Origin of the sequence: Hallella absiana (assembly GCF_025457485.1) — a bacterium.
GTDB lineage: Bacteria > Bacteroidota > Bacteroidia > Bacteroidales > Bacteroidaceae > Prevotella > Prevotella absiana.
The window spans coordinates 1-24,675 of record NZ_JAMXSP010000001.1; the positions used below are offsets into that span (position 1 = coordinate 1).

The window sequence follows — 24,675 nt, forward strand, 5'->3', positions numbered from 1 at the left end:
GGAGAATTATAGAAACCTATTGCCAGACCGTTGGCAACCTTCCACAAAAGACTAACAAAACTGGGCAAGCCTCCTCTCTTGATCAGTTTTTTGTGGCAATACGTGAATACCGATACGCTTACCGTGAAATGAAAAGGAAAAGAAGTTGGTTGTTACAAGTGCCGTCAAATGAAAGATAGAATAATAGAATACGCACGGCTATGTTTAGAAAATAGACCCAAAAACTTGCTACTTTCAAAATAATAATCTATCTTTGCAATAGAGAATAATTAATATATTGATAGGAGGTAGAAACAATGGCTACAGGTATAGTGAACTTAAGAGACAGTATATATCAAGAGGCGATGCGCTATGCGAAAATGCATAACGTAAGTCTTGAATCATTCGTTGAAAATATCATCATAAATACCATTAACCGTGACAAGCACTCTTCAAAGAAATTTAAGCTTAAGTCTTTTGATGAGCTTTCACCAAGAGTGCAGAGTCTTATTGGCTCCGGACATGTAAGTAAGGAGGCGGAAGATGATATAAATGGTAGAAAAGCACGTATGGATAGTCTTGAAAGAAAATATGGCAATGGATAAAGTATTCATTGATACTAATATTATGATAGACGTCCTGCTCGGACGTAAGAAGTTCTTAGCGCAAAGCTCTAATATTTTTCAGTTAGCTGATAGCGGGGCGATAGCATTGTATGCTACAGCTCTTTCTTTTGTTAATGCTTTGTACATAGGAAGAAAGGAATTGGGAAAATCTGAAGCTTTGAAGAAGCTAAAACTGTTTCATGACTTCCTGAACACAGCACCAATGGATGAAGAAGAACTCGCAAGGGCATTTATGATGGATGACAAGGACTTTGAAGATAATCTGCAATATTGTTCCGCGTGTTCTGCTGGTTGCAACGTTATTGTTACAAGGAATGTGAAAGATTTCCCCCAAGATGGAGAGGTAAGAGTAATGATGCCATCAGAGTTCTTAGATGCGTTTGCAGAAGAAGTAGCTAATGATTCTGCCGAAATAAATCCATAATCTTTCATGTTAGCGCCTCTTGTCCCTTGTAATTTATTGGGTCAATACGCTGGTTCCGATAGTTTGGAAGTGGCCATCAATGGCAGACTGCCATCTATAGACTTTTCCTTGATTTTCACCTCACGCTTCCCTATAGAATGACTGGAAATGTTGACGAGGTTTTGTTAAGAGTTTTACAGGCTTGCCTTGGCTCCTTTCATCCTTCCTCCTTATGGCCTTATACTCAGTATTTATTCGCTTGCTTTGTTGCAGAATCCAAATAAATTGCGTAAGTTTGCAAATTCTTGCCGTTGACAATGTAGATGCCCGGCTGGGAGATGGTAGAGACGACCAGGTCAAAACGCCTTTCTGACCTTGTGAAATCACCGAGATGACAGCATCAGAAAGGCTTTCTGATAATGTAAAATTATGTTTTTCTTAATGAAACAAGTACTCTATATTTGTATTGTGTTGTGCATCAGTTGTTTATGGAAAGGGTCTCAAAATTCGCAAAATTGAGAGCAGCATAGTGGTTGGTTCAGAAAATCGCATAGAAATCGGCCGAAAATTGTCAGTTTACTCAACAAAGAACATGGATAACAACATGCCCGTTGTATTGATGCTGTAAATGTTATATGTGTTATAAAATGTGTGTCATTGTTTGTGTATTTGCTTCTTTTTTGCTAATTTTGCAGTATATTTGTAAGAACCGACGCCCCGTCTCCTTTCTGCAGAGCAGCCGCGCCAACAACTTTAGGTACATGGAAAAGGTAAAAAGAAGTAAGAGAGAGTGGATGCGGCGCTATGTGAGCTTCGTCTTTATCCTGTTTGTTATCGCCTTTGGCACTTCGCTGTCGATACGGGCTAATCTGGGGTCGTCCCCCATCTCGGCACCACCTTATGTGTTGTCGCTCATCCCCGGCATACCGCTGACGATGGGTGTCATCGTCATCTGTATGCACGTGCTGTTTATTCTCATACAGATTTTGTTGCTCCGCCGTAACTATGAGTTGCGGCAACTCTCCCAGATATTGGTGTCGTTTCTCTTTGGCTTCTATACCGACCTGACCATGTGGCTCACGGGCTTCATGCAAGTGCCGGCGTCGCTGCCTCATGCTGTGGGCTATCCGCTGCAATTCGTGGAGTTGCTCATCGGTGGCGCGTTGCTGGCTTTCGGTATAGCTTGCGAGGTGCGCTGCGACTCGTTGATGCTTGCCGGTGAGGGACTGCCGCTGGCTATCTCCAAAGCTGTGCATGGCGATTTCGGCAAGGTGAAGATGTGCTCCGACACAGGGCTCGTGGCCATTGCCGTGGTATTGATGTTTCATTTTTTTGGGCATTGGGACTGGAAGATGGTCGGTGTGGGTACCCTCGTGAGCATGTTCTATGTCGGTTTCATGGTTCGCATCTTTGCTCCACACATTGCCTGGCTCGACATCATCTTCATCCCGGTTGATGAGCGTCAGGAGGAAGCTGCGGAGAAACACGAAGAAGAGGCAGAGGAAGACGCCGTGCCGTTTGTCGTCACCATTGCGCGCGAGTATGGCAGTGGTGGCTTGACACTGGGCAAGATGCTCGCCCAGCGGCTTGGCGTGGACTACTACGACCATGCGATCATCGACGAGACGGCAGAGCGGTTGGGCTACTCCTCTGAGTTTGTGCGGGAGAATGAGCAGAACATCAGCAATGCCAAGTTATGGGAACTCATCTTCACCGACAAGAGTATCCCGATGTCGATGAATCCCTCGCATGACGATGCCATCTTCGTGAGCGAGAGCCGCATGATCCGCACGCTGGCTGTGAAGAAGCCCTGCGTGATCATCGGGCGTTGTGCCAACTGGGTGCTGCGTGGTGATGCCAAAGCCTTCCGTGTCTTCGTGACGTCGGACAAGGACGATGCCGTGAAGCGGGTGATGGACAAAGACCATCTCGATGCCGCCGCTGCCACAAAGCGTATTGAACAAGTGAACAAGGGACGCAGCAACCACTACTTCCAATATACGGGACGGCGGTGGACCGACGCCCACGACTATGATCTTGTGCTCAATACCAGTAAGCTCGGCATTAGCCGTTGCGCCGACATCATCGCTGACTGCGTGCAAGAGGGACAGAAAGAATAAGTACAAGTATCTCTTCGTTTGTTAATAAGTGATAATTATTGGCAGTTTTTCTCAGAAACATTTGGTAGTTTCGGATAATCCTCGTACCTTTGCAGTCGCAATTGAGAAATGAACATTATCTCGGTTAGCTTACATCGCGGAGTGGAGCAGTTGGTAGCTCGCCAGGCTCATAACCTGGAGGTCGCACGTTCGAGTCCTGCCTCCGCAACTAAATAGCCCGTAGATCCTTCCAATCAAAGGATTTGCGGGCTTTTCCGTTAAACCGGTCGGACTTTCGTGTTCGTGACATATCCCTTGATTCCGTCCCATGCGGCATCAGCGTTAAACTGTCCATGTCAATCGACACACTCACATCACCATCCATCTTCAAGTACTTGTTGTAGCCACGGTTGTTAACGTTCGCTTTTGTCAGTTTGCCACTTTGAAAGCGTTTCTCCAGTCTCTGAAGTCCTTTTTTTCTCATAGCCTCGTCCTTCGCAGCCCGCTTGTCGCTCATCGAAACAATGAGCCTGACTCCATTTGCCTTGTCTTTGCACCTCACATCGCCATTTTTCAGATCCATTCCAAGTATAGCTTCCTTTACCTCTGCATCCTTCGCCTATATTTCTGATTGCGGCGATTATACCTTGATATGTATGTGTGTAAAAATTAAAAAATATCTTCGATTACGATGGCAAAGTTAATCACTCTTTCCGATACTACAAAACAGATGACAGTGAAGTGGGGGAGTAAGACAGGCTTGGCTCATAAAGCAAAGTGATTCTCTGTTGAGAACAATAATAAAAATCACTTGTTTTTCTTTGCGTTTTTAATTATTATTGCTAAATTTGCACAAGAAAGTAAGCGTAGCGTAAGAAATGAAATAACGGAGAGAATAGCAATGGAAATGGTATTGGCAGACCCGCAAGGCATTACACGCATGGGACTCATGTATCTGCTTCACGAAATGGGGCAGGATAGTCCGCGTTATGTAGAAGACAAAGCTGGACTGATAGAAAGACTGAAGGAGAGCCCCGCAGAGATTATCATCCTCGACTACAATCTTTTTGATTTCAATGATGCCAACGAGATGTTCATCCTCAGCCAGCGCTTTTCCAAGACTCTCTGGCTGCTCTTCAGTGAGGAACTCAGTGTAGAATTCATGAAGATGGTGATGCTCAACGGACAGCAGTTCAGTATCATAATGAAGGACTCGCCGCTGTCCGAGATTCGTGAGGCCCTTCGTTTTGTGATGCACGGTAAGCGCTTTATCTGCCAACATGCCATGGAGATGCTCCTTGAAGAGCAGTCCTCAGATAGCCATCCCGAGATGGTCAACCTCACCAAGACAGAGCAGGAAATCCTCAAAGACATTGCCCTTGGCATGACCACCAAGGAAATAGCAGCCAAGCGCTTCTCCAGTTTCCACACCGTCAACACTCATCGCAAAAACATCTTCCGCAAGCTCGGTGTGAACAATGTTCACGAGGCTACGAAATATGCTCTTCGCGCAGGACTCGTCGATGCGGCGGAATATTATATTTGATTCTGTCGCTCACTCATATTTTCCAAAAGATTCTGCGAAGAAATACAAGAAAGGCAGGAACCAAGAAAAATTCTCTTTCTCCGCAATACATTTTTGTATTATCCGTGGCGGATTTCATATATGTCTTGCGGGGAGAGAGTCTATGTCTTATTATGGATGTACGAGCGTGCCGATTTCCTCACCGTCCATAACCTTTTTAAGGTTGCCTTTCTCGTCCATATTGAAGACATAGATAGGCAGATGGTTGTCCTGGCACATACAGATAGCAGTGAGATCCATGACACGCAGGCCACGGTCGAGCACCTCTTTGTAGCTGATGTCCTTGAACTTCTTGGCCGTCGGATCCTTTTCGGGGTCGGCGGTGTAGACGCCGTCGACACGTGTACCCTTGAGCATCACGTCGGCCTCAATCTCAATGCCGCGGAGAGAAGAACCCGTGTCGGTGGTGAAATAAGGATTGCCTGTACCGGCAGAGAAGATGCAGATGTAACCAGCCTCCAGGGCTTCGATGGCTTTCCACTTGTTGTAGAACTCACCGATGGGTTCCATGCGGATGGCTGTCATCACCTTGTTTTTCACACCGATAGCGCCTAAGGCGGAACTCAAAGCCAGTGAGTTGATGACCGTGGCACACATACCCATCTGATCGCCCTTGACGCGGTCGAAGCCTTTCTGCGAGCCGCTGAGACCGCGGAAGATGTTGCCACCACCGATGACGATACCTATCTGTACGCCCATGTCGTGGATTTCCTTGATCTGTGCAGCATAGTCGCTCAGTCGCTCTGGGTCTATGCCATAACCTTGTTTGCCCATCAGACTCTCACCGGAGAGCTTGAGCAGAATACGTTTGAATCTCATATCTTGAATGTTAATTGTTGTATGATGAATATCAGATTGCTAAAAGGTTGAATATCAAAAGATGCGTGTTGAATTGCTTCAAAAGAGAAGCAGAATTCAGAATGATGAGCGTCTCATGCGTTGATAATGAATTCCACCTCTTTGAAAGCGTAACGCCGAATGTGGTCCTCACGGTCGCGGAGCACAAGATGACCGTCGTCTTCCACCTCCACAAGGGCAGCCTCGAAGTCACCGTCGGCATCGCGATAGGGATAGAAGCCGTGAAGACGGTAGAGCCATGACGTGTAGTTGCCGACTATTGTGGCATAATCGCCATTGACAGTCGCCTGGATGTTGGCATCGAAACGCTTCAGAATATCCTGCAGGAGAGCCTCGCGGTCCACTTCGTGGCCTACGATTTGACAGAGTGAGACGGGATTGGGCGCATCACTATGAAAAGCAGACTGGTTGACATCGATGCCCGGACCGATGACACAGTTCTTGATATGTCCGCCGCTCAGCGTATTTTCAATGAGAATGCCGCAGATCTTCTTGTCTTTCCAATAGATGTCGTTGGGCCACTTGATGGTGAAATGATCGTCGTAGACAGCCAAGGCATCACGGATAGCCAAGGCGATGGCTTCAGAGAGAATGAACTGGCTGGTGACAGGAATCCAAACCGGGTGGAAGAGAATCGAGAAGAGCAGGTTCTTGCCTCTCTCGCTTTCCCACGTATTAGTCCCTTGTCCGCGTCCGGAAGACTGGAATTCTGTGGTGACGACCCAATAGCGGGCTTGGTCGGCTGCAGGGGTTGCCTCACCCTGCTGAGGGGTTGAGAGCATGCGACGAATATAGGCATTGGTGCTGTCGGTCTCTTCCACACGGGTGATCCGGAAGACATTCGTGCTATTGTTTTTATTTTTAAATAAGGAGCGGATTGAAAGCATCTTGTATATGTTCTAATTGTGGATGAGGATCATTCTCCTCACCGATGATGGTTATGATGTCGAAGCGCAGTTCCTCCACAATGTCTCTGATTTTGACATACGTGTCGGCAGCTCGCCCAAGGTTTCTCATTTTACGGATATCGACAGCATCTTCCGGGTTGGTGATTTCTTCTTTGCTTCTTGTCTTCACCTCCACGAAGGCTACAGTCCGGCGGTCTGGAGTGAGACATACAATGTCGAGATCGACCAGTCCTTTTCCCGGTCTCCAATCGCGATCAAGGATGAGATAGTCCTTGCCTTTGAGATATTGGGCGGCATATTCTTCGCCCCACTTGCCGACATCGTTGTGAGTAGCCATGGTCGCTGTTTATCTTCTTTGACGAAAGAATTCCTGCATCAGCGTGGAGCACTCCTTTTCGAGTACACCGGAAGTGGTGGATGCCTTAGGGTGCAAGGCGTGTGGCGCATAGCAGGTATAGCCCCGTTTGGGATCAGAAGCGCCATAGACGACACGCGCCACCTGCGCCCATCCGAGCGCACCGGCGCACATCGTACACGGCTCCACGGTGACATAGAGCGTGCAGTCGGTCAGATATTTGCCTCCCAAGAGATTGGCAGCAGAGGTGATAGCCAGCATTTCGGCATGAGCAGTGACGTCGTGGAGCGCCTCTGTCTGGTTGTGTGCCCGCGCAATGACGCGCCCCTTGTTCACTACGACAGCGCCCACGGGGATCTCTCCCTCGTCGAAGGCTGCCTGAGCCTCGCTCAATGCCAGTCGCATATAGTCTTCGTCGGTCATCATTCTTTATGATATCATGTCTATTTGACCAGTATCACCAGATACTTGCTCGTACTCCAGAACAACTGTGGATTGGTGATGTGCAGGACGTATTGGTTGAAGTTGTCACGCTGAAGCGTATAGCTGCTTGCCGGATGTGTGGTGAGGATCTTGGCATATTTGGAGTAGAGCTTGATGTCCTTCTCCACTCTGATGTCGATCTTCATGAAGTAGTTGTGGTTGAAAGACGCCTGCAGCACCTTTCCACCGACAAGAATATTCTGCTCTTTCAGCTCACTCTTTGTTCCAAAGACATACCATGCCGTGTTGAGCTGCATGTCCTGGCTGTTGATAGTCTGTGTTTTCTGCTCACTCTCGTTCTGCAGGTCAGTGATGTTGTTGTTGAGATTGTCAATGGTCTCGTCAAGTTCCGAGATATGGATATCCTTGGCGTCGAGCTCAGCTCTCAGTTCTTGGAGTTGCTGATCTTTCTCGCTCATGCGTCTCATCAGCCCCTCGATGGTGCGTTTGAACTCCTGACTTTTGAAGCTGCTCTGCCTGAGTTGTTTTTGCAGTTTGCTGATAAGAGCGCGGTTCTCTTGCATCTTGTCAGTGATGACCTTTATGTTCTTGGCGATCTCCTTGGCTTTATCCGTAGCATCTCCCTCGCCGGTCTGAGCCACATTGACACGGTTCTCGGCTATGTTGATGACCTCGAAGCCATCCTCAATCTGGTTCAGTGTCGCCATCATGTCGTTGATCTCGTTGTCGCGTTGGGCGATGATCTTATTGAGGGAATCAGAGGCTTGTATATTTTGGAGCATGACGGGTGCTTGCTTCTTTCCCTTGCAACCAGTTACAAGAAGCGCTATGCATGTGAGAAACACGCACAAGAAAGAAGTATGGAGCAAGCGTAATGTCATACCTGATGCTTTTTAGTGTCTTTGCCTGCGAGCACGATGACGATCTCGCCTCGCGGTTCTGTTTCCTCGAAATGAGCGATAACCTCTTCGAGAGTGCCCCTGACGTGTTCTTCATGTATCTTAGAGATCTCCCTGGCCACGCTGACCTGCCTGTCTGCGCCGAATACCTCGGCAAACTGCTTGAGCGTCTTCAGCAATCTATAGGGCGACTCATAGAAGACCATGGTACGTGTCTCGTCCTTCAAACTCTCCAGTCTCGTCTGCCGTCCTTTCTTTTGTGGCAGGAAGCCCTCGAAGCAGAAACGGTCGCAGGGCAGCCCCGACGACACAATGGCAGGGATGCAGGCTGTGGCACCGGGCAATGTGATCACCTCGATGTCGTTGCGTGCTGCCTCACGGGCAAGGAAGAATCCCGGGTCGCTGATGCCCGGCGTGCCTGCGTCACTGATGAGCGCGATGTTCTGTCCGGCCTTGAGTCGTTCGATGATGCCCGACGTTGTCCCGTGCTCATTGAACTTGTGGTGTGCCATGAGATGATTGTTGATCTCATAGTGGCGAAGGAGGTTGCCTGAGGTTCGTGTGTCCTCAGCCAACACCAGATCAGCCTCTTTAAGAATCCTCAAGGCACGCAGTGTGATGTCTTCCATGTTTCCCACTGGAGTGGGGATGATATACAATGTACCCATAATCATTTGCAAATATAAGCAAAATAATCGCTACGCCCAAATTTTATTTGCTTTTTTCTTTGGTAAGCAGAAATGTAGATATACAAATGATGTCTATTCGTCTTTTCTTATTATCTTTGCAAATAAAAAGAAAAAGAATAGATGACAGAGAATCTGATAGGGGAGAGCCGCCGTCCCGGCCGCATCGAGGTGGTTTGTGGCAGCATGTTCTCCGGTAAGACAGAAGAGCTGATACGCCGTCTGCGCCGTGCCCGCTTTGCCAAGCAGCACGTTGCGATCTTCAAGCCGACGATGGACGTGCGTTATTCGCCCCGCGATGTGGTGAGTCACGACCATACCGCTTTACGGTCCATACCCGTGCATCAGTCCGATGAGATACTGAAACTCTCGGGAGGATGTGACGTCGTCGGTATTGACGAAGCACAGTTTTTTGACAACCATCTTGTCACTGTGTGCAATAAACTCGCCAATCAGGGCGTACGCGTCATCATTGCCGGACTGGACATGGACTTCCTTGGTAACCCTTTCTGCCCTATGCCTTCGCTGATGGCGGTGGCCGACGAGGTGACCAAAGTACACGCCATTTGTGTCAAGTGTGGATCGCTGGCTTATGCCAGCCACAGGCTTGTCAATGACAAGGAACAGGTGATGCTCGGTGAGAAGCAGGAGTATGAACCCTTGTGCCGCGATTGTTTCCAGAAAGCACTCCTGGACGACAAGCGTAACGCACAAAGCCGCAATCTCTTCGAAAAATAGCGCATGGGCAACCGTGCGCAATGAATTCATTAGTCAATTATCGTATTATGCCAAAGGAAATCACATTTGATCGTTTCATACGTTGGGTAGGAGTTGGTAGCATTGTCTTGGTAGTGTTTCTGTTAGTGGACTATCTGAGCAGTGTGCTGCTGCCTTTCTTCATCGCGTGGCTCTTCGCCTATCTGCTCTATCCGATGGTGAAGTTTGTGGAGAACAAACTTCATGTGCGGGTGCGTGCCCTGTCGATTATCATCACCATGATCGTGGTCTTTGCCGTCATCGGCGGTATGCTCTATTTCATCATTCCGCCAATGATCGAACAGTTCCAGCGGTTGTATGTCATCCTCACCCATTGGGTGCATGGAGCTGCACACACCAACAACATCAGCGGATGGATTTCCAACTGGCTCATCCATAACCAGCACACGGTAGAACACTTCTTTAAGAGCCCCGACTTTACCAATATCCTGAAGAATGTAGCCCCAAAGCTGTTCTCGGTAGTAAGTCAGACGGCGAGCATCGTGATGAGCATCGTGGCATCGCTGATCACCTTATTATATATGTTCTTCATTCTGATGGACTACGAGTTCCTTACCAACAACTGGATCCGTATCTTCCCCGTGAAGAACCGTCCTTTCTGGCATGAGCTTGCCGGAGACGTGGAACGGGAGTTGAACAACTACATCCGCGGTCAAGGCCTCGTGGCTCTTTGCATGGGCATCATGTTTTGCATTGGTTTTACGATCATGAATTTCCCCATGGCAATAGGCTTGGGCATTCTTATCGGAGTACTTGACCTGGTGCCTTATCTCCATACTTTCGCCCTCATCCCGACGGCTTTCCTGGCCATGCTCAAGGCTGCCGACACTGGTCAGAACTTTTGGGTGGTCTTCGGATTGGCGGTAGGTCTCTTTGCTTTGGTACAGGTGATCACTGACATGATCGTCACGCCGCACATCATGGGCAAGGCGATGGGACTCAACCCGGCCATTCTTCTGCTCTCGCTCTCTGTGTGGGGTGCTATTCTGGGATTCATCGGATTGATCGTTGCCTTGCCGTTGACGACACTGCTTATCACCTATTGGAAGAAATACGTCACCAAGGAGGAGAGTGTCGGTAGGCTGAAGGCTAAACCGATATCCAACAGCCGACGCGACCAGACGCCTCTACAACAGAGGAGTGAGGCTTCTTTTGAAGATTGAGATAGGTGCGTCAAGACGCATATCTCTACATTTTGGACAAATGATAGAAAGCTTTTCGCATGAAAAAGACCATATTATTATGCTTCGGACTTTGTCTCTTGATGCTGTTTCCCTGCATCTCTTTGTATGCTCAGGTGGTTGACTTGCCCCGCAGCTATGCCTATATCGTCAGATATGACAAGAGTCACACGCTCATGCGTCAAGGTACAGACTTCAATGTCGTGGACTTGGATATAGAGTGGCCCGTGGTAATAGACTCTACACAGGTCGGTGCCCTGCAGCAGCAGATTGCCTCTACGGTATTGATGTCCGATGGCGTGGACTATGACAAATCAGTGCACGACTTCCTCGCGCGCTATGGCACACCGGTCTCAGGAAAGCTCGACAGTCTGCCCGATGACCGTCACTTCTGCTATGTCACCGCTTCGGCAACGATCAAAAGCTATAGTCCCGGCAAATATATCGTCTATCAACTTGATCGTAAAGTGGCGCCGCAGTCACTGAGTTCACAGCAAGTTGCGGATGACCATTTTATCTGCGTCTATGATCTCCATACCCAGAAGATCCTGCAACTCGGTGATTTGATGAAGACCTATCAACTGCAATCTTCGGCCGAAAGCCCTTTGGTCACATTGCTGACAAGCGTGCTCGACGACAATGAATACAATCGTTTGCAATCCGTGGAGGTGTTGGCTGTGTGGCCGGAAGACTCTCTTGTAGGTATGCGCGTCAGATATGGTTTTGACAATGGCGGCTATACTTCAGAGTTGAAGATGCGCTATGACTATGCCAAATCAGTATTGACCAAGCAATACCGCAACCTTCTGAAACCGGCAATTGCCCATCAAACTGTTTATGCCTCTCTGCCACTGAGCCTTGTGAAAGACACGCTCTGCTATGATCCCGATCAACTGCCGACAGAAAAAGACCATGATTTAGCCAAACGCTATATGGCAGCTCAGACCATCTCAAGCTACCAAGGTACCGGCACGGTGCTCGTTTCTTATGTTGTCGACAGTGACGGCCGCCCGACTGATTTGACGGTTGTCAACCCTGTCTCACCTTCCGCAGACCGTTGGGCCGTGTCCGTTGTGAGAGGTATGCCTCCTTTGCAACCAGCCCTGAAAGCTGGCAGACCCGTCCCCACACGGTTGATACGGGGATTCAGATTTCAATAAAGTGACAAAGGATAACTGACATATACACATTATATATAGGCTATACTTATTATATATATGGGCTATACACATTATATATATAGTATAGTTTATACCATTTCCTCTTATAGCTTGCATCGTAGCAATGTTTGGGTTGGTTGATTGAATACCTGTTCTATTAGATCTGAACGTACTCTCAGAAGATAGACACCTTGATAAATTGAAATTGAAACATTGTTTTTTGACTCATAATCTATCAAAAAACAACGTTTTTCTGTATCTGAACTTTCGAATCGTAAGCTTTGATTCTTGATATATGTCAATTTGCTTATGTGGTAAATGTTACTTACAAATATGGCTTTTTATATTGTAGTTAAATGTGCAAGAGTCTTATCTGTAAACTGAAAATTGTGTGCGAACACTTACATAATGTCATGTTTGAGCCAACTAAATATTGCATGACAGATACCCAAACTTACACTTTGCTTGTTTTGACTCGAAATTCTTTCAGAATAAAAACAAAAGTCTCTTTTAAATTATAATCAAAATTTGGGCTAAAAATAATGATAAAATTGTGTTAAAGGAATTTGGAGATTCAATATAAAATGCATACCTTTGCAGTGTCAAAAAGAAAAAGTAAAACTAAGAAAGGAAACCGATATGAAAAAGTTGATGATCTTATCAATGATGCTTCTCGCAGTTCTGAGTGCTTCAGCTCGTAAGCATGTGAGCGAGAGTGCAACTGTCGTTGCAGACACTATCTACTACGCTGCAAATCAGCAGAACGTACAGGATCGTGGTCAGGCTGCTTACTATCGTCTGCTCAAGCAGGATGGTAAAGGACTCAACAAGGAAGATGTCTTCCAGGACTTCTATATGAACGGGAACCTCAAGGCCGAGGGTGGATACAGCTTCATCGATCTCGGTAATGACAAGAACACCGTCCTCAACGGCGAGGTCACTACATACTATGTCAACGGCAAGGAGAAGCTCCATGGCAACTATGTCAATGGCAAGCGTCAAGGCTACTTCACATTGCAGCTCCGCAACGGTGGTGTCGCTGTGGTAGAATACAACAACGGTAAGTCGAAGTACAACTACTTCATGGTTACCATGCCTGACGGCACTCAGGAGAAACGCCCACTGAGCGAGATCCAAGAGTTGCTCCAGTAATAGAAGACCATAGTTCTCAAGATACTAAAGTCAGTCTAAATACATCTTATTTTCATAAATAGAATCTCTCTTACAATAATAATACGATTTATTTTTTAATTTCTTTTATTGAGCCCTTTGTTCGTGAGAATGAAGGGCTTTTTTATACCCATAAAAGATGGGGAACAGATCTTCACCCCAACGTGAGTTTGGGAAGATGATCATGGGCAAATCATACTTATTTATCATAACAGCCATTATACGCAAAACTGTTTTCTAAGCCTCAAAAAGGAAAAAACATGATCATTCGATGGTAATATAGGTAAAGTCAAAAGAAAATCTGCTTGGATTTTTCTATCTCACAAAAGGTACTTCGCTACGTAGGTTTCAATCATTCTCTGCTTAACGAAGGATCTTTTGCTATAGCATTACAACATAGATAACATAGCTTCGAGCCCTCGAACACATAGCTTCGTCCCCAACATAACATAGCTTCGTCCCCAACATAACGTAGCTTCGTTCCCAATATAACACAGCTTCGTCCCCAATATAACATAGCTTCGTTCCTAATATCACACGACCTCGTTCCCAATATCACACGGCTTTGTTCCCAAGGCCTCTTGGCTTTGCTTCATCAAAACATTGGTAAGAACATCATAAAACATCAGAGACAGATACCATGAAATTAGTTTTCTCTCATTCTTAAGATAAAAATATTAAATAAAGTTCTGAAAGATCGTCTATTCTCCTTGCTTTTTGCTATCTTTGCAAAGTTTTTATTGCAATAACACAATTATAGGTTAATAAAATAATGAAGCAGTACAGATTAGTGGACAATGTGCTGGGATGGCTTGTGTTTGCCATTGCGGCCTTTACCTATTGCTCCACCATCGAGCCGACAGCCTCTTTTTGGGACTGTCCAGAGTTTATTACCACAGGCTATAAACTTGAAATCGGTCACCCGCCCGGGGCACCGTTCTTCATGCTCACGGCCAATCTCTTCAGTCATTTTGCCAGTGATCCCAGTCAGGTAGCACGCATGGTGAACACGATGAGCGCCCTGCTCTCAGCCACCACAATCTTGTTTCTGTTCTGGACGATCACACACCTGACACGCAAACTGATTGTTAAGGACTGGGCATCGCTGACCTTGGGCAAGACCATTGCCATAGAAGCCAGTGGCGTCGTGGGTGCCTTGATCTACACATGGAGTGACACCTTCTGGTTCTCTGCCGTGGAAGGTGAGGTCTATGCCTACTCTTCTGCGTTCACTGCCATCGTGTTTTGGCTGATACTGAAATGGGAAGACCATGCCGACGAGCCCCATTCCGACCGTTGGCTGGTACTCATTTTCTATATGACAGGACTCAGCATCGGTGTGCACCTGCTCAACTTGCTGTGTCTGCCTGCCATCGTGCTGGTTTACTGCTATCGTCGCTTCCCCAACATCGAGCTGAAGGGTTCTCTGATTGCCCTCTTGGTATCTTTTGTGCTGGTGGCCGCCGTGCTCTATGGCGTCATCCCAGGCATTGTCACTGTGGGCGGCTGGTTTGAGCTGCTTTTCGTCAATGTGTTAGGCCTGCCTTTCAACACGGGACTGGTCATCTACATTGCTTTGCTGGTGGCTTCCACGCTTTGGGCCATCTATGAAAGCTATGTCGGACGCAACAAAAAATTGGAGAACATCTCTACCCTCTTGGCTTTCGCGCTGATCGGTATTCCGTTCATCGGCTACGGCTGGCGCGCCGTTGTCTGCGGCATCGTCATCCTCGCGATCGTATGGTGGCTGTTCAACCGCAAGAAGATTGTGGAAAAGAAACCGGTATATCTCGTCAGTTCACATCTGAAAAATACCGTGCTGCTGTGTATGCTGATGCTGATGATTGGCTATTCCAGCTATGCGCTCATCGTCATCCGCTCGGTTGCCAACCCGCCGATGGACCAGAACTCTCCGGAGGATATCTTCACGTTGGGCTCTTATCTCAGCCGTGATCAGTATGGCAGCTATCCCCTACTCTATGGCCAGGCTTACACTTCGCAGGTCGCTTTGGAGCAGGATGGCGACATGTGCAAGCCTAAGATGACCGAGGGCGCTCCTATCTACAGCCGCAAGGAAAAGGCTTCCAAGGATGAGAAGGACTCTTACTTCATCGTCTCTCACCGCAACAACTATATCTATGCGCAGAACATGCTCTTCCCCCGTATGTGGGACAGCAACCATGCCCAGGACTACGAGAGCTGGATGGGTGGCGTAGATGGTACTGAAGTTCCCTATGACCGTTGCGGTGAGCAGATGACCGTGAAGATGCCATCACAGATCGACAATATCAAGTTCTTCCTGTCCTACCAGTGCAACTTCATGTACTGGCGCTACTTCATGTGGAACTTTGCAGGTCGCCAAAACGACATTCAGGGCAATGGCGAGCCTGAGCACGGCAACTGGATCACGGGTATCTCTTTCCTCGACAACGCCCGCCTAGGTGATCAGAGCAAACTGCCTGACGATCTGAAGATGAACAAAGGTCACAACGTCTTCTATTGCCTGCCCTTGCTGTTGGGTCTCATTGGACTTTTCTGGCAGGCATTCCGTGGTCGTCGCGGCATCCGTCAGTTCTGGGTAGTCTGCTTCCTGTTCTTCATGACAGGCCTTGCCATCGTTGTCTACCTCAATCAGACGCCGGTACAGCCACGTGAGCGTGACTATGCTTACGCCGGTTCGTTCTATGCCTTCGCCATCTGGTGTGGTATGGGCGTGGCCGCCTTGGTCGACCTGATGAAGAAATATCTCAAGGTCGAAAGCCCGATCGCTATCGGAGCCCTCAGCCTCGTGTGCTTGCTCGTACCGATTCAGATGGTCAGCCAGACGTGGGATGACCACGACCGTTCAGGCCGTTACACCTGCCGTGACTTCGGCCGCAACTATCTGATGACGCTCCAGGACAAGGGCAACCCGATCATCTTTACCAACGGTGACAACGACACCTTCCCACTCTGGTACAACCAGGAGACAGAGGGAGTTCGTACTGATGCACGTGTCTGCAACCTCAGCTATCTGCAAACCGACTGGTATATCGACCAGATGAAGCGTCCGGCTTATGGCTCTCCATCCGTGCCTATCACCTGGCCGCGTCTCGACTACTGTTCGGGAACCAACGAATATGTCGAAGTTAACCCAAGTCTGAAGTCACAGGTTCTTGACTTCTACAAGAAGAATCCGATGGCCGCTAAGGCTCAGTTCGGTGACAATCCATTCGAACTGGCCAACGTGATGAAGTACTGGGTACGCTCTAAAGACGCAGACATGCATGTCATACCGACCGATACGCTCTACGTTACCATCGACAAGAACGCTGTTAAACACAGTGGCATGATGATGGCCAGCGACACAATTCCCGACCGTATGGTCATCTCGCTCAAAGGCAAGAACGCTCTTTACAAGAACGACTTGATGATGCTGGAGATAATTGCGCACTGCAACTGGACGCGGCCTATCTATGTCGCCTTGACGGTGGGTCAGGAAAACTATATGAATCTCGGTGATAACTTCATTCAGGAAGGTCTTGCCAACCGCATCTCGCCGTTCACCACCAACGCTTCGGGCGCTAAGAACTACGACACGCAGAAGGTCTACAACAACCTGATGTTCCGCTACCGCTATGGTGGTCTGAGCAAACCTGGGCTGTATATCGACGAGACCGTCATGCGCATGTGTTACACTCATCGCCGTCTCTTCGGTCAGCTTGCCCTTCACCTTATCGCCGAGGGACAGAAGGCCAAGGCGCTGAAAGTGTTGCAGAAGGCTGAGAAAGAGCTCCCGACCTACAACATTCCGATGAACTACATGAGCGGCGGCAATGACATTGCCCATGCTTACGCCCTGTTGGGACAGAAGAAGAAGGCGTTGGAAGTTATCAACCAAGTATGGAAGAATGCCAGCCAATACGAGCAGTACTATCTGAGTGAGGAAGGCATTCAGTTCCAAGGCTCTCAGCGTGACTGCCTGATGCAGCTGTCGATTATGACAGAGATGACTAAGATCACCGAACTGGTTGACCCTGTTCTGGCCAAGAAGCAAAACAGCCAAATCGACGCCTACTATCGCATGTATGTAGGCAAAGGCGGTCAGCAATTAGGACAGTAACCTCGCCATGTTTATAGAACAACCCGCTAAATGGCTCCGCTGGCTCTATCCAAACGCCCTGTGGCGAATGGATCAGAGCGAGCGGGCTGTATATCTCACGTTCGACGACGGTCCGATACCGGAGTCGACACCATTTATCCTTGACACCTTACGAAAGTTTGGTGCCAAGGCTACTTTCTTTATGGTCGGTGAGAACGTTTTGCGAAATCACGACCTCTACAACCGCATTGTCGAAGAAGGCCACCAGGTTGGCAACCACACGTTTAATCATATTGGAGCCTTCAAGCACTGGACGATCACCTATGCCATCAACACGGCACAGGCCAACGAACTGATCAAGTCACATCTCTTCCGTCCGCCGCACGGATGGATGCGTCATTCAGAATACTGGTGGCTGCAAAGGAAATACAAGATTGTGATGTGGGACTTGGTTACCAGAGACTATTCCAAATGGCTGACGGCTCAGGATGTTATTAACAACGTGAAGCGCTATGCACGCAATGGTTCCATCATCACCTTTCACGACTCGCTGAAGAGTATTGACAAGCTGAAGATCGCTTTGCCTTTATCACTGCAATGGCTCAAGGATCAAGGTTACGAGTTCAAGATCATTGAGTGATCTTGCCTGCGGAAGAGTCAGGGTCGTCGAACAGTCATTTGTTGTCCGTTTCCATCACCTTTTCTATTGTACTATTTTATAGATATAAAGATTATATTTACTGGCTATCAACCGCATCACTAAGAGACATGTTCGCTGTAGGCACATATTTGGGATTATTGCTATCATATATCTACGCGATTACATGTTCATATATTGTTATGAGTAATGTTGACTGTTTGTTCTTAAACCTTATTTTGGTTGACTCTGTGTACATTTCGTAAACAATAATGGTCATTAGTGGTGCCTTTTAATGAATACTTCCCTTCTTATTTTACTTCTCTCTATATTCTTTTGGTGTCATTCCCGCAAGCTTTTTGAAGAAGCGTGAGAAGTGCTGGGGATACTGGAAGCCGAGGCGGTCGGAAATCTGCGAGATGCTCTGCGAGGGGTCGAGGAGCAGTTGCTTGCTAAGCGCGAGAATGTGCTGTTGAATATAGTACTGTGCCGTCATTCCCGTCTCCTTACGAATGAGGTCGCCAAAGTAGCCCGGTGACAGACAAGCTTTATCAGCGAAGTAAGCCACTGAGGGCAGTCCGCCGCGCACGGCTAAGCCCTGCTCGAAATAATCCTTGATGTTGCGCTCAAAGGCAGAGAGAATATCGGAGTTCTCCTTGTGCCGGATGATGAACTGCCGGTCGTAGAAGCGCTGGCAGTAGTCGAGGATGAGCTTGATGCGGTCGGTGAGAATGGTCTGTGAGTGTTTGTCCACGGGCTGCTCCATCTCAAAGCGGATGGTGTTGAGCGTGTCGGTGTACATCCGCCGCTCGCGCTCGCTGAGATGGAGCGACTCAGCCGAGGCGTAGTCGAAGAAGTGATAGCCACCGATAGCCTTCCCCAAGGGTGTTCCAAAGAGAAGATCAGGATGGAAGAGCAGGCCTAAGGTGTGCGACGGCGTATGGAGCTGTTCCTCTGTCATATCCACGCGCACCATCTGCCCCGGCGCGAAGCTTACGATGGTACCGTCCTGATAGTCGTATTGCTGGCGCCCGTAGTGTAGCGCACACTGTATGCCGTCTTTCAGCCACAGCGCATAGACACCATAGCGGAAAGTGACGTGGTTGGGTATCTTCGTAGCTTCCGCCAAGTCTACCACGCTCACTAAGGGATGCAGGGTCTCGAAGCCATACATCTTATTATATGCATCGATACTGTCGATGGGGATAATCGTTGTGTCGCTCATATTTATCTGTCTTTATGTTTCTTCGTACAAAATTAGTTGAATTTTTCTATTCACGCAAGAGGGAAGCTGCAATTTCAGCAAAAAGGGTTATAGCAGCCTTAATCGGGGTAATAGCCTGTTGACAGGAAACTCGTAACTTTGCAACCGGAAACAAAGATAACAACAGATGAGAAGAATAATCACAGCCTTGGCATTTCTGATGACATTTGTAGCTGCTGGGGCACAAAGTACAAAAAAGATGACACAGTTGAAGATGACACAAGAGTGGGACAAGGTTTTCCCCAAGAGTGAGAAGGTCGACCATAAGAAGGTCTCCTTCCACAATCGTTACGGCATCGAACTCGTTGCCGACATGTACACACCCAAGAACGCTAAGGGCCGACTGGCAGCCATTGCCGTTAGTGGACCTTTTGGAGCCGTGAAAGAACAGTCGAGCGGTCTCTATGCCCAACATTTGGCAGAGCGTGGATTCCTCACCATTGCTTTCGACCCCTCGTTCACAGGAGAGAGTGGCGGCGAACCGCGGCGCATGGCTTCGCCCGACATCAACACCGAGGACTTCCTCGCTGCCGTCGATTTTCTCTCTGTGCAGGAGAATGTAGATGCTGAGCGCATCGGTATCATCGGCATTTGCGGCTTTGGAGGTATGGCCGTCAATGCCGCTGCCATCGACCCGCGCATCAAGGCAACCGTCGCCAGCACGATGTACGACATGAGCAAGGTGAACATCGAGGGCTACTTCCAGAGCGAAGACACCCCGCAACAACGCATGGAGAAGCGCAAGGCCATGGCCCGGCAGCGCACGGAAGACTACAAGACAGGGACATACAAGCGTGCAGGCGGCGTCATCGACCCGCTGCCAGAGGATGCTCCCCGGTTTGTGAAGGACTACCATGCCTATTACAAGACGAAGCGCGGCTACCATGAGCGCTCAGGCAACTCTACCGACGGCTGGAATGTCACAGGATGTCAGTCATTCCTCAATCAGCCGCTGCTGGCCTTTGCCGCAGAGATTGAGAGTCCCGTGTTGCTCATCCACGGCGAGAAGGCTCACTCACGCTATTTCTCCGAGTATGCCTTCGAGAAGATGACGGGCAAGCATGTCGAGGGGCAGAGTGCCAAGGTAGGAAACAAGGAACTCTACATCATCCCCGGAGCATCGCACGTTGACCTTTACGACGATGTGGCAGGTGTCATCCCCTACGACAAGATCGAACGATTTTTCCGTGAGAATCTAAAATAATCGTGTATGAGAAAATATCTGCTGATAATTATGACCATGTTCTTCGTCTGTTGCTCGTCCGACGGCGGGATGCAGGCGGAGACATTGCAGACAGAAAACGATATGACTATGTATATTACCATCGCAGGACAGACTCAGAGCATAACTCTTGCCAATAATGCGGCAACGCAGGAACTCGTGGAACGGCTACAGAACGGTGCTGTCACAGTTACGCTTAACTCCAGTGGCGGCTTCGAGATATGGGGACCGCTTGGTTTCTCGCTTCCTACGAGCAACCAGCAGATGACGGCACAGCCGGGAGATGTCGTTCTCTATAACGGCAGCAACATCTGCCTTTTCTATGGTTCAAACTCATGGAGTTACACCCGCCTGGGCAAGATAGACGGTTTGTCGGAAAGCCAGTTACGCACATTCCTGAAAGCAGGAGAGAGCAACATCACCGTCACCCTCTCGCTCACATCAGATGCGACAGGTATCAGCAATATAAGCAACGAGAGCCGGAACACCGCAGGTACTGATTCGCGTGCATACACGCTGAACGGTACACCTGCCTCTGCCGGCCACAAAGGCATCGTCATCAAGGACGGAAAGAAAATCATGAAATAGCATCAATATGAAACAGAATATTGGAAAGAAACTGGCACTCTATCCTACGCCAGCCACAGTAGTAGGAACTGTCGGGGAAGATGGGAAGGTAAACTGGCTGCTCATAGCACACATCGGCATTGTCAGTCACTCGAAAATACTGTTAAGTGTCCACTCGTCACACCACAGTGTGAAAGCAATTGATGAGCAGCACAAGTTATCTGTCAATATCATCGACGAGACATTCGTTGCCGCAGCCGACTACACAGGAACGGTCAGCGGGGCAAAAGTGGACAAGTCGGACATCTTCCCCTATCATGTTGGCGAGGCAGGCATGCCCGTTATCGAGCAGTCACCGCTGGTGATGGAGTGTGAGGTCGTGGATACCTATGAGATAGACGGCTTCAAAAACTACATTTGCAACATCCTCAATACCTACGTCGATGAGGACAAACTTGACGAGAAGGGCAAGCCCGACTATTCAAAGCTGAAGCCAGTACTCTTCGAAATGCCTACCTATAAGTATCTGCGCACCGGCGACATCATCGGCGACTGCGTGAAGATGGGTAAAGCATACGGCGAAACATTAAAATAAAGATACGCCTTTCATATCAACACCGTCCAATAGCCCCCTATTTTGAGGTTGGGTTACACACGAGAGAAAAACAGAAAAAGGTAAGAAAAAAGATATTCTGTATAAACCTGTATTGCGAGAAAAAAACTATCTTTGCAATATGTAACAACTATAACAGTTTTTGATTATGAAGCATTTCTTTCTCCGCAACCTTGCGGTAGCCGCACTGCTTGTTATGGGCACAACGGCCTGGGCTCAGTCCAAGGTTTATCTGACACGCGAGATCTCTCCCGCCTCACTCGTCCGTATCTACAAGGCATTAGGCGTGAAAGCCAAGGGACGTGTGGCCGTGAAAATAAGTACCGGCGAGGGCAGCAATCCCAACTATCTCAAACCGGAGCTCATCAAGGATCTCGTCTATGACGTTGACGGTACCATCGTAGAAAACAACACCGCCTATGGCGGCGATCCTAACGACGTGCGCAACAACTCTGCCAATCATTGGAAGGTCATTGACCGCCACGGATTTACAAAGTATTTCCCCGTCGACATCATGGACGAATACGATGAGATACGCATTCCCGTGCGCGACCATACCCATCTGAACTACGACATCGTAGGCGGACATCTTGCCAACTACGACTTCATGATCTGTCTCAACCACTTCAAAGGTCATCCCATGGGTGGCTACGGTGGGGCAATTAAGAACCTCTCTATCGGCTGTGCCTCATCCAACGGAAAGGCTTACATCCATTCGGCTGGTAAGATGAACAAACTCAATATGGACTCGGTGTGGACACCGAAGTACATCGGCGACCAGGACGGTTTCTTGGAGAGCATGGCTGCTGCCGCTCAGGCCGTGGTAAACTATTTTCAGAAGGAGAATGGTATCATCTATATCAGCGTGATGAACAATATGAGCATTGATTGCGATTGTGTCGACCATCCTGCTCCCGTGAAGTTGGAAGATTATGGCATCCTCGCCAGCACCGACCCCGTGGCTCTCGACCAGGCTTGCGTCGACATCATCAACAATCAGAAAGTGACGGCGAAGAACGATCCTACCGACTTGCTTAAGCGCATCGACAAGCAGCACGGCACTCACACTATCGACTGGGCGGAAAAGATAGGTCTGGGCTCGAAGAAATACACGATTGTCAACATCGACAAATAGATCAATTTAACTCTTATTCTCTTTCAAGAGTCATTAATCTACCATCTTCTTTTATGAAACACATACTCTTGGCGACCGCACTACTTGGTGCGGTCAGCACGTCCTTTGCCCAAACAGACTCAGTGCGTCTGAGCGATGTGGTGGTCACCGGTACGCGCTATCGCTCCGACATCCGACATCTGCCTCTCGACGTGTCGGTTATTGGCCGTTCCCAGCTCACAGCATCCTATCAGCCATCAGTGCTCCCTACGTTGAGTCAGCAAGTGCCGGGACTCTTCGTCACTACTCGCGGCCTCCTCGGTTATGGTCTGAGCACAGGTGCAGCAGGAACCATCAAGATGAGAGGTGTCGGTGGCTCGGCTGATCTGCTCGTGCTCATCGACGGCCTACCCCAGTATGCCGGGCTCTATGGGCATCCACTCGCCGATACCTATCAAACGATGATGGCCGACCGCGTGGAGGTCGTGGGCGGTCCCGTCTCGACAATCTATGGCAGCAATGCCATGGGCGGAGTGGTGAACATCGTGACACGCAGGATGGAAGCGGACGGCATGCAGACCGACATCAACCTACAGGGAGGCGGCTACGGCACATTCATCGGCACCGCCACCAACCGTCTGCGCCAAGGCCGTTTCTCGTCCATTGCCGCACTGAACTATGAGCGCACCGACGGTCATCGTCCTAACTCTGCTTTCAGTCAGACAAGTGGTTTCCTCAAACTCGGCTACGACCTCTCGCGCTATTGGCAGATCAACGGCACCGCGAACATCGCTTATCAGGAGTCGTCCAACCCGGGACCCGTTTCGGCACCGCTCATCGACAACGACATGCTCATCACCCGTGGCATGACAGCGCTATCGCTCACCAACGACTACGGTCGCGTATCGGGTGCTGTGCGTGCGTTCTACAACTGGGGACATCATCATATCAACGACGGACATGTTGCTACGCGTCCTGCACAGACCGCCTACTACATGCACAATGATCGCATGGGAGGCGTCTCTGCCTATGAGAGCTTTGCTCCTTTCTCCACTACTCGCGTGACGCTGGGCTTTGACTATCAGCACTTCGGTGGACATGCCTGGCAGAAGGCGATGGCAGACGGCAGTAGCACGGATCTTGTCAACCGCACCGTCAATGAGGTAGCGGGCTATGCCGACATTCGCCAGGAACTGCTGTCGTGGCTTACCGCCGACGTGGCCCTACGTCTTGACCACCACAGCGTGTCAGGATCGGAGTGGGTGCCTCAAGGAGGGCTCACTGCCCGTCTACCTCACAACATGGAGCTGAAAGCCATTGTGGGCAAAGGCTTCCGCAACCCTACGCTGCGTGAACTCTACATGTTCCGCCCCGCCAATGCCGACCTTGCGCCGGAACGCCTGTGGAACTATGAGCTCTCACTGCGCCAACGTCTGTTGGATGGGCACTTAGGTTACGGACTCAACGTGTTCTATCTCAACGCTGAGAACCTCATTACCACGCAGATGACCAACGGCCGCCCGCTGAATGTCAACACGGGCAGCACGGAGAACGCTGGTTTTGAGCTCCTTGCCTTCTACGTACCCATGCGGCATCTGCGCTTAGATGCCAACTACAGCTTCCTTCATACCAGCCGCACGCTAACGGCTGCACCGAAGCATAAGCTTTTCATGGGAGCTGACTGGCAGACGGGGTGCTTCACGCTGCACAGCGGATTGCAATGGATCGATGGTCTGCATACAGCCGACAACAGCCCTAAGACCGAGAATTTCTGGCTATGGGATCTCACGGCTTCTTTGCGCATCAGCCGTGCCTTGAAATTCTTCGTCCATGGAGAGAATCTCCTTGCCCAGCACTATGAGGTCAACGCCGGCTTCCCCATGCCGCGTGCCACAGTCATGGCAGGTGTTGAAGTGCAACTGTAGGTGTGTACTCTTTGGGTATCATTCCAGCGAGCTTTTTGAAGAAGCATTCTATTCTCGCAAGCGTGTAGACACGATTTCCGCAATAAGGGTTATAGCAGCCTTAATCGAGGTAACAGCCTATT

Annotated in this window: 23 protein-coding genes and 1 tRNA gene; 16 read left to right on the forward strand and 8 right to left on the reverse strand. The window is 49.0% G+C overall.

From position 1 onward, the window contains the following. Positions 1-296: 296 nt before the first annotated feature. From NG346_RS00005 to NG346_RS00020, 4 genes are all read left to right on the forward strand, one after another. Complete coding sequence (locus NG346_RS00005; protein ID WP_154534054.1) at positions 297-584, forward strand: hypothetical protein; 288 nt, start codon at positions 297-299, stop codon at positions 582-584. Continuing rightward, positions 577-1,029: a type II toxin-antitoxin system VapC family toxin gene (locus tag NG346_RS00010; RefSeq protein WP_262278901.1), complete on the forward strand. Its 453-nt coding sequence runs from the start codon at positions 577-579 to the stop codon at positions 1,027-1,029. The genes NG346_RS00005 and NG346_RS00010 overlap by 8 nt, the downstream gene beginning before the upstream one ends. Before the next feature lie 740 nt (positions 1,030-1,769). Beyond that, entirely contained in the window at positions 1,770-3,128 is a 1,359-nt protein-coding gene (locus NG346_RS00015) for a DUF6198 family protein (protein WP_262278900.1), read from the forward strand. 135 nt (positions 3,129-3,263) lie between these two features. Then, positions 3,264-3,336, forward strand: a tRNA-Met gene (locus tag NG346_RS00020). Here NG346_RS00020 and NG346_RS00025 read toward each other — a convergent pair. Next, the gene (locus NG346_RS00025; RefSeq protein WP_262278899.1) at positions 3,337-3,690 is read right to left on the reverse strand and encodes a hypothetical protein; all 354 of its coding nucleotides are present in this window, start codon (positions 3,688-3,690) and stop codon (positions 3,337-3,339) included. Between the two features lie 318 nt (positions 3,691-4,008). Between NG346_RS00025 and NG346_RS00030 the strand changes: the two genes are divergently transcribed. Next, a complete protein-coding gene (locus NG346_RS00030) occupies positions 4,009-4,653 on the forward strand; it encodes a response regulator transcription factor (RefSeq protein WP_262278898.1) in 645 nt (214 codons plus the stop codon). Between the two features lie 150 nt (positions 4,654-4,803). On the opposite strand, the gene pyrH is transcribed toward NG346_RS00030, so the two are convergent. From pyrH to rsmI, 6 genes are all read right to left on the reverse strand, one after another. Then, positions 4,804-5,511 carry a UMP kinase gene (pyrH, locus tag NG346_RS00035; RefSeq protein ID WP_262288032.1) on the reverse strand — a complete coding sequence of 236 codons (708 nt, stop codon included), beginning with the start codon at positions 5,509-5,511 and terminating at the stop codon, positions 4,804-4,806. 113 nt (positions 5,512-5,624) lie between these two features. Beyond that, positions 5,625-6,437 (reverse strand): biotin--[acetyl-CoA-carboxylase] ligase, encoded by an 813-nt coding sequence (locus tag NG346_RS00040; RefSeq protein ID WP_262288033.1) that lies wholly within the window; start codon positions 6,435-6,437, stop codon positions 5,625-5,627. Further along, on the reverse strand, positions 6,412-6,795 hold the full coding sequence (locus NG346_RS00045; protein WP_262278895.1) for a YraN family protein: 384 nt from the start codon (positions 6,793-6,795) through the stop codon (positions 6,412-6,414). The genes NG346_RS00040 and NG346_RS00045 overlap by 26 nt, the downstream gene beginning before the upstream one ends. A 9-nt stretch (positions 6,796-6,804) precedes the next feature. After that, positions 6,805-7,236 carry a nucleoside deaminase gene (locus tag NG346_RS00050; protein WP_396266664.1) on the reverse strand — a complete coding sequence of 144 codons (432 nt, stop codon included), beginning with the start codon at positions 7,234-7,236 and terminating at the stop codon, positions 6,805-6,807. A gap of 20 nt (positions 7,237-7,256) precedes the next feature. Next, the gene (locus tag NG346_RS00055; RefSeq protein WP_262288035.1) at positions 7,257-8,138 is read right to left on the reverse strand and encodes a Cbp1 family collagen-binding glycoprotein adhesin; all 882 of its coding nucleotides are present in this window, start codon (positions 8,136-8,138) and stop codon (positions 7,257-7,259) included. Beyond that, complete coding sequence (gene rsmI / locus NG346_RS00060) at positions 8,135-8,824, reverse strand: 16S rRNA (cytidine(1402)-2'-O)-methyltransferase (protein ID WP_262288036.1); 690 nt, start codon at positions 8,822-8,824, stop codon at positions 8,135-8,137. Before rsmI ends, NG346_RS00055 begins: the two co-directional genes overlap by 4 nt. Before the next feature lie 141 nt (positions 8,825-8,965). On the opposite strand from rsmI, the gene NG346_RS00065 reads away from it, so the two are divergent. From NG346_RS00065 to NG346_RS00090, 6 genes are all read left to right on the forward strand, one after another. Continuing rightward, entirely contained in the window at positions 8,966-9,580 is a 615-nt protein-coding gene (locus tag NG346_RS00065) for a thymidine kinase (protein WP_262288037.1), read from the forward strand. 47 nt (positions 9,581-9,627) lie between these two features. Next, the gene (locus tag NG346_RS00070; protein ID WP_262288038.1) at positions 9,628-10,782 is read left to right on the forward strand and encodes an AI-2E family transporter; all 1,155 of its coding nucleotides are present in this window, start codon (positions 9,628-9,630) and stop codon (positions 10,780-10,782) included. A gap of 59 nt (positions 10,783-10,841) precedes the next feature. After that, a complete protein-coding gene (locus tag NG346_RS00075) occupies positions 10,842-11,960 on the forward strand; it encodes an energy transducer TonB (protein WP_262288039.1) in 1,119 nt (372 codons plus the stop codon). A 639-nt stretch (positions 11,961-12,599) separates the two neighbouring features. Beyond that, positions 12,600-13,112 carry a toxin-antitoxin system YwqK family antitoxin gene (locus NG346_RS00080; protein WP_262278888.1) on the forward strand — a complete coding sequence of 171 codons (513 nt, stop codon included), beginning with the start codon at positions 12,600-12,602 and terminating at the stop codon, positions 13,110-13,112. A gap of 790 nt (positions 13,113-13,902) precedes the next feature. Then, on the forward strand, positions 13,903-17,232 hold the full coding sequence (locus tag NG346_RS00085) for a protein O-mannosyl-transferase family (RefSeq protein WP_262288040.1): 3,330 nt from the start codon (positions 13,903-13,905) through the stop codon (positions 17,230-17,232). Positions 17,233-17,239: 7 nt separating this feature from the next. Then, positions 17,240-17,851, forward strand: a complete 612-nt coding sequence (locus NG346_RS00090; RefSeq protein WP_154533655.1) for a polysaccharide deacetylase family protein — start codon at positions 17,240-17,242, stop codon at positions 17,849-17,851. Between the two features lie 313 nt (positions 17,852-18,164). Here the strand turns inward: NG346_RS00090 and NG346_RS00095 are convergent, their stop codons facing one another. Further along, entirely contained in the window at positions 18,165-19,073 is a 909-nt protein-coding gene (locus NG346_RS00095) for a helix-turn-helix domain-containing protein (RefSeq protein WP_262288041.1), read from the reverse strand. Positions 19,074-19,272: 199 nt separating this feature from the next. Between NG346_RS00095 and NG346_RS00100 the strand changes: the two genes are divergently transcribed. The 5 genes from NG346_RS00100 to NG346_RS00120 all read left to right on the forward strand — a co-directional run bounded on the left by NG346_RS00100 (position 19,273) and on the right by NG346_RS00120 (position 24,553). Then, positions 19,273-20,316 (forward strand): alpha/beta hydrolase, encoded by a 1,044-nt coding sequence (locus NG346_RS00100; RefSeq protein WP_262288127.1) that lies wholly within the window; start codon positions 19,273-19,275, stop codon positions 20,314-20,316. Positions 20,317-20,322: 6 nt separating this feature from the next. Further along, positions 20,323-20,922 (forward strand): cyclophilin-like fold protein, encoded by a 600-nt coding sequence (locus NG346_RS00105; protein WP_262288042.1) that lies wholly within the window; start codon positions 20,323-20,325, stop codon positions 20,920-20,922. Between the two features lie 7 nt (positions 20,923-20,929). Then, entirely contained in the window at positions 20,930-21,496 is a 567-nt protein-coding gene (locus tag NG346_RS00110) for a flavin reductase family protein (RefSeq protein WP_262288043.1), read from the forward strand. A gap of 166 nt (positions 21,497-21,662) precedes the next feature. Continuing rightward, entirely contained in the window at positions 21,663-22,649 is a 987-nt protein-coding gene (locus tag NG346_RS00115) for a DUF362 domain-containing protein (protein WP_262288044.1), read from the forward strand. A gap of 53 nt (positions 22,650-22,702) precedes the next feature. Then, positions 22,703-24,553, forward strand: a complete 1,851-nt coding sequence (locus NG346_RS00120) for a TonB-dependent receptor (RefSeq protein WP_262288045.1) — start codon at positions 22,703-22,705, stop codon at positions 24,551-24,553. Positions 24,554-24,675 lie beyond the last annotated feature (122 nt).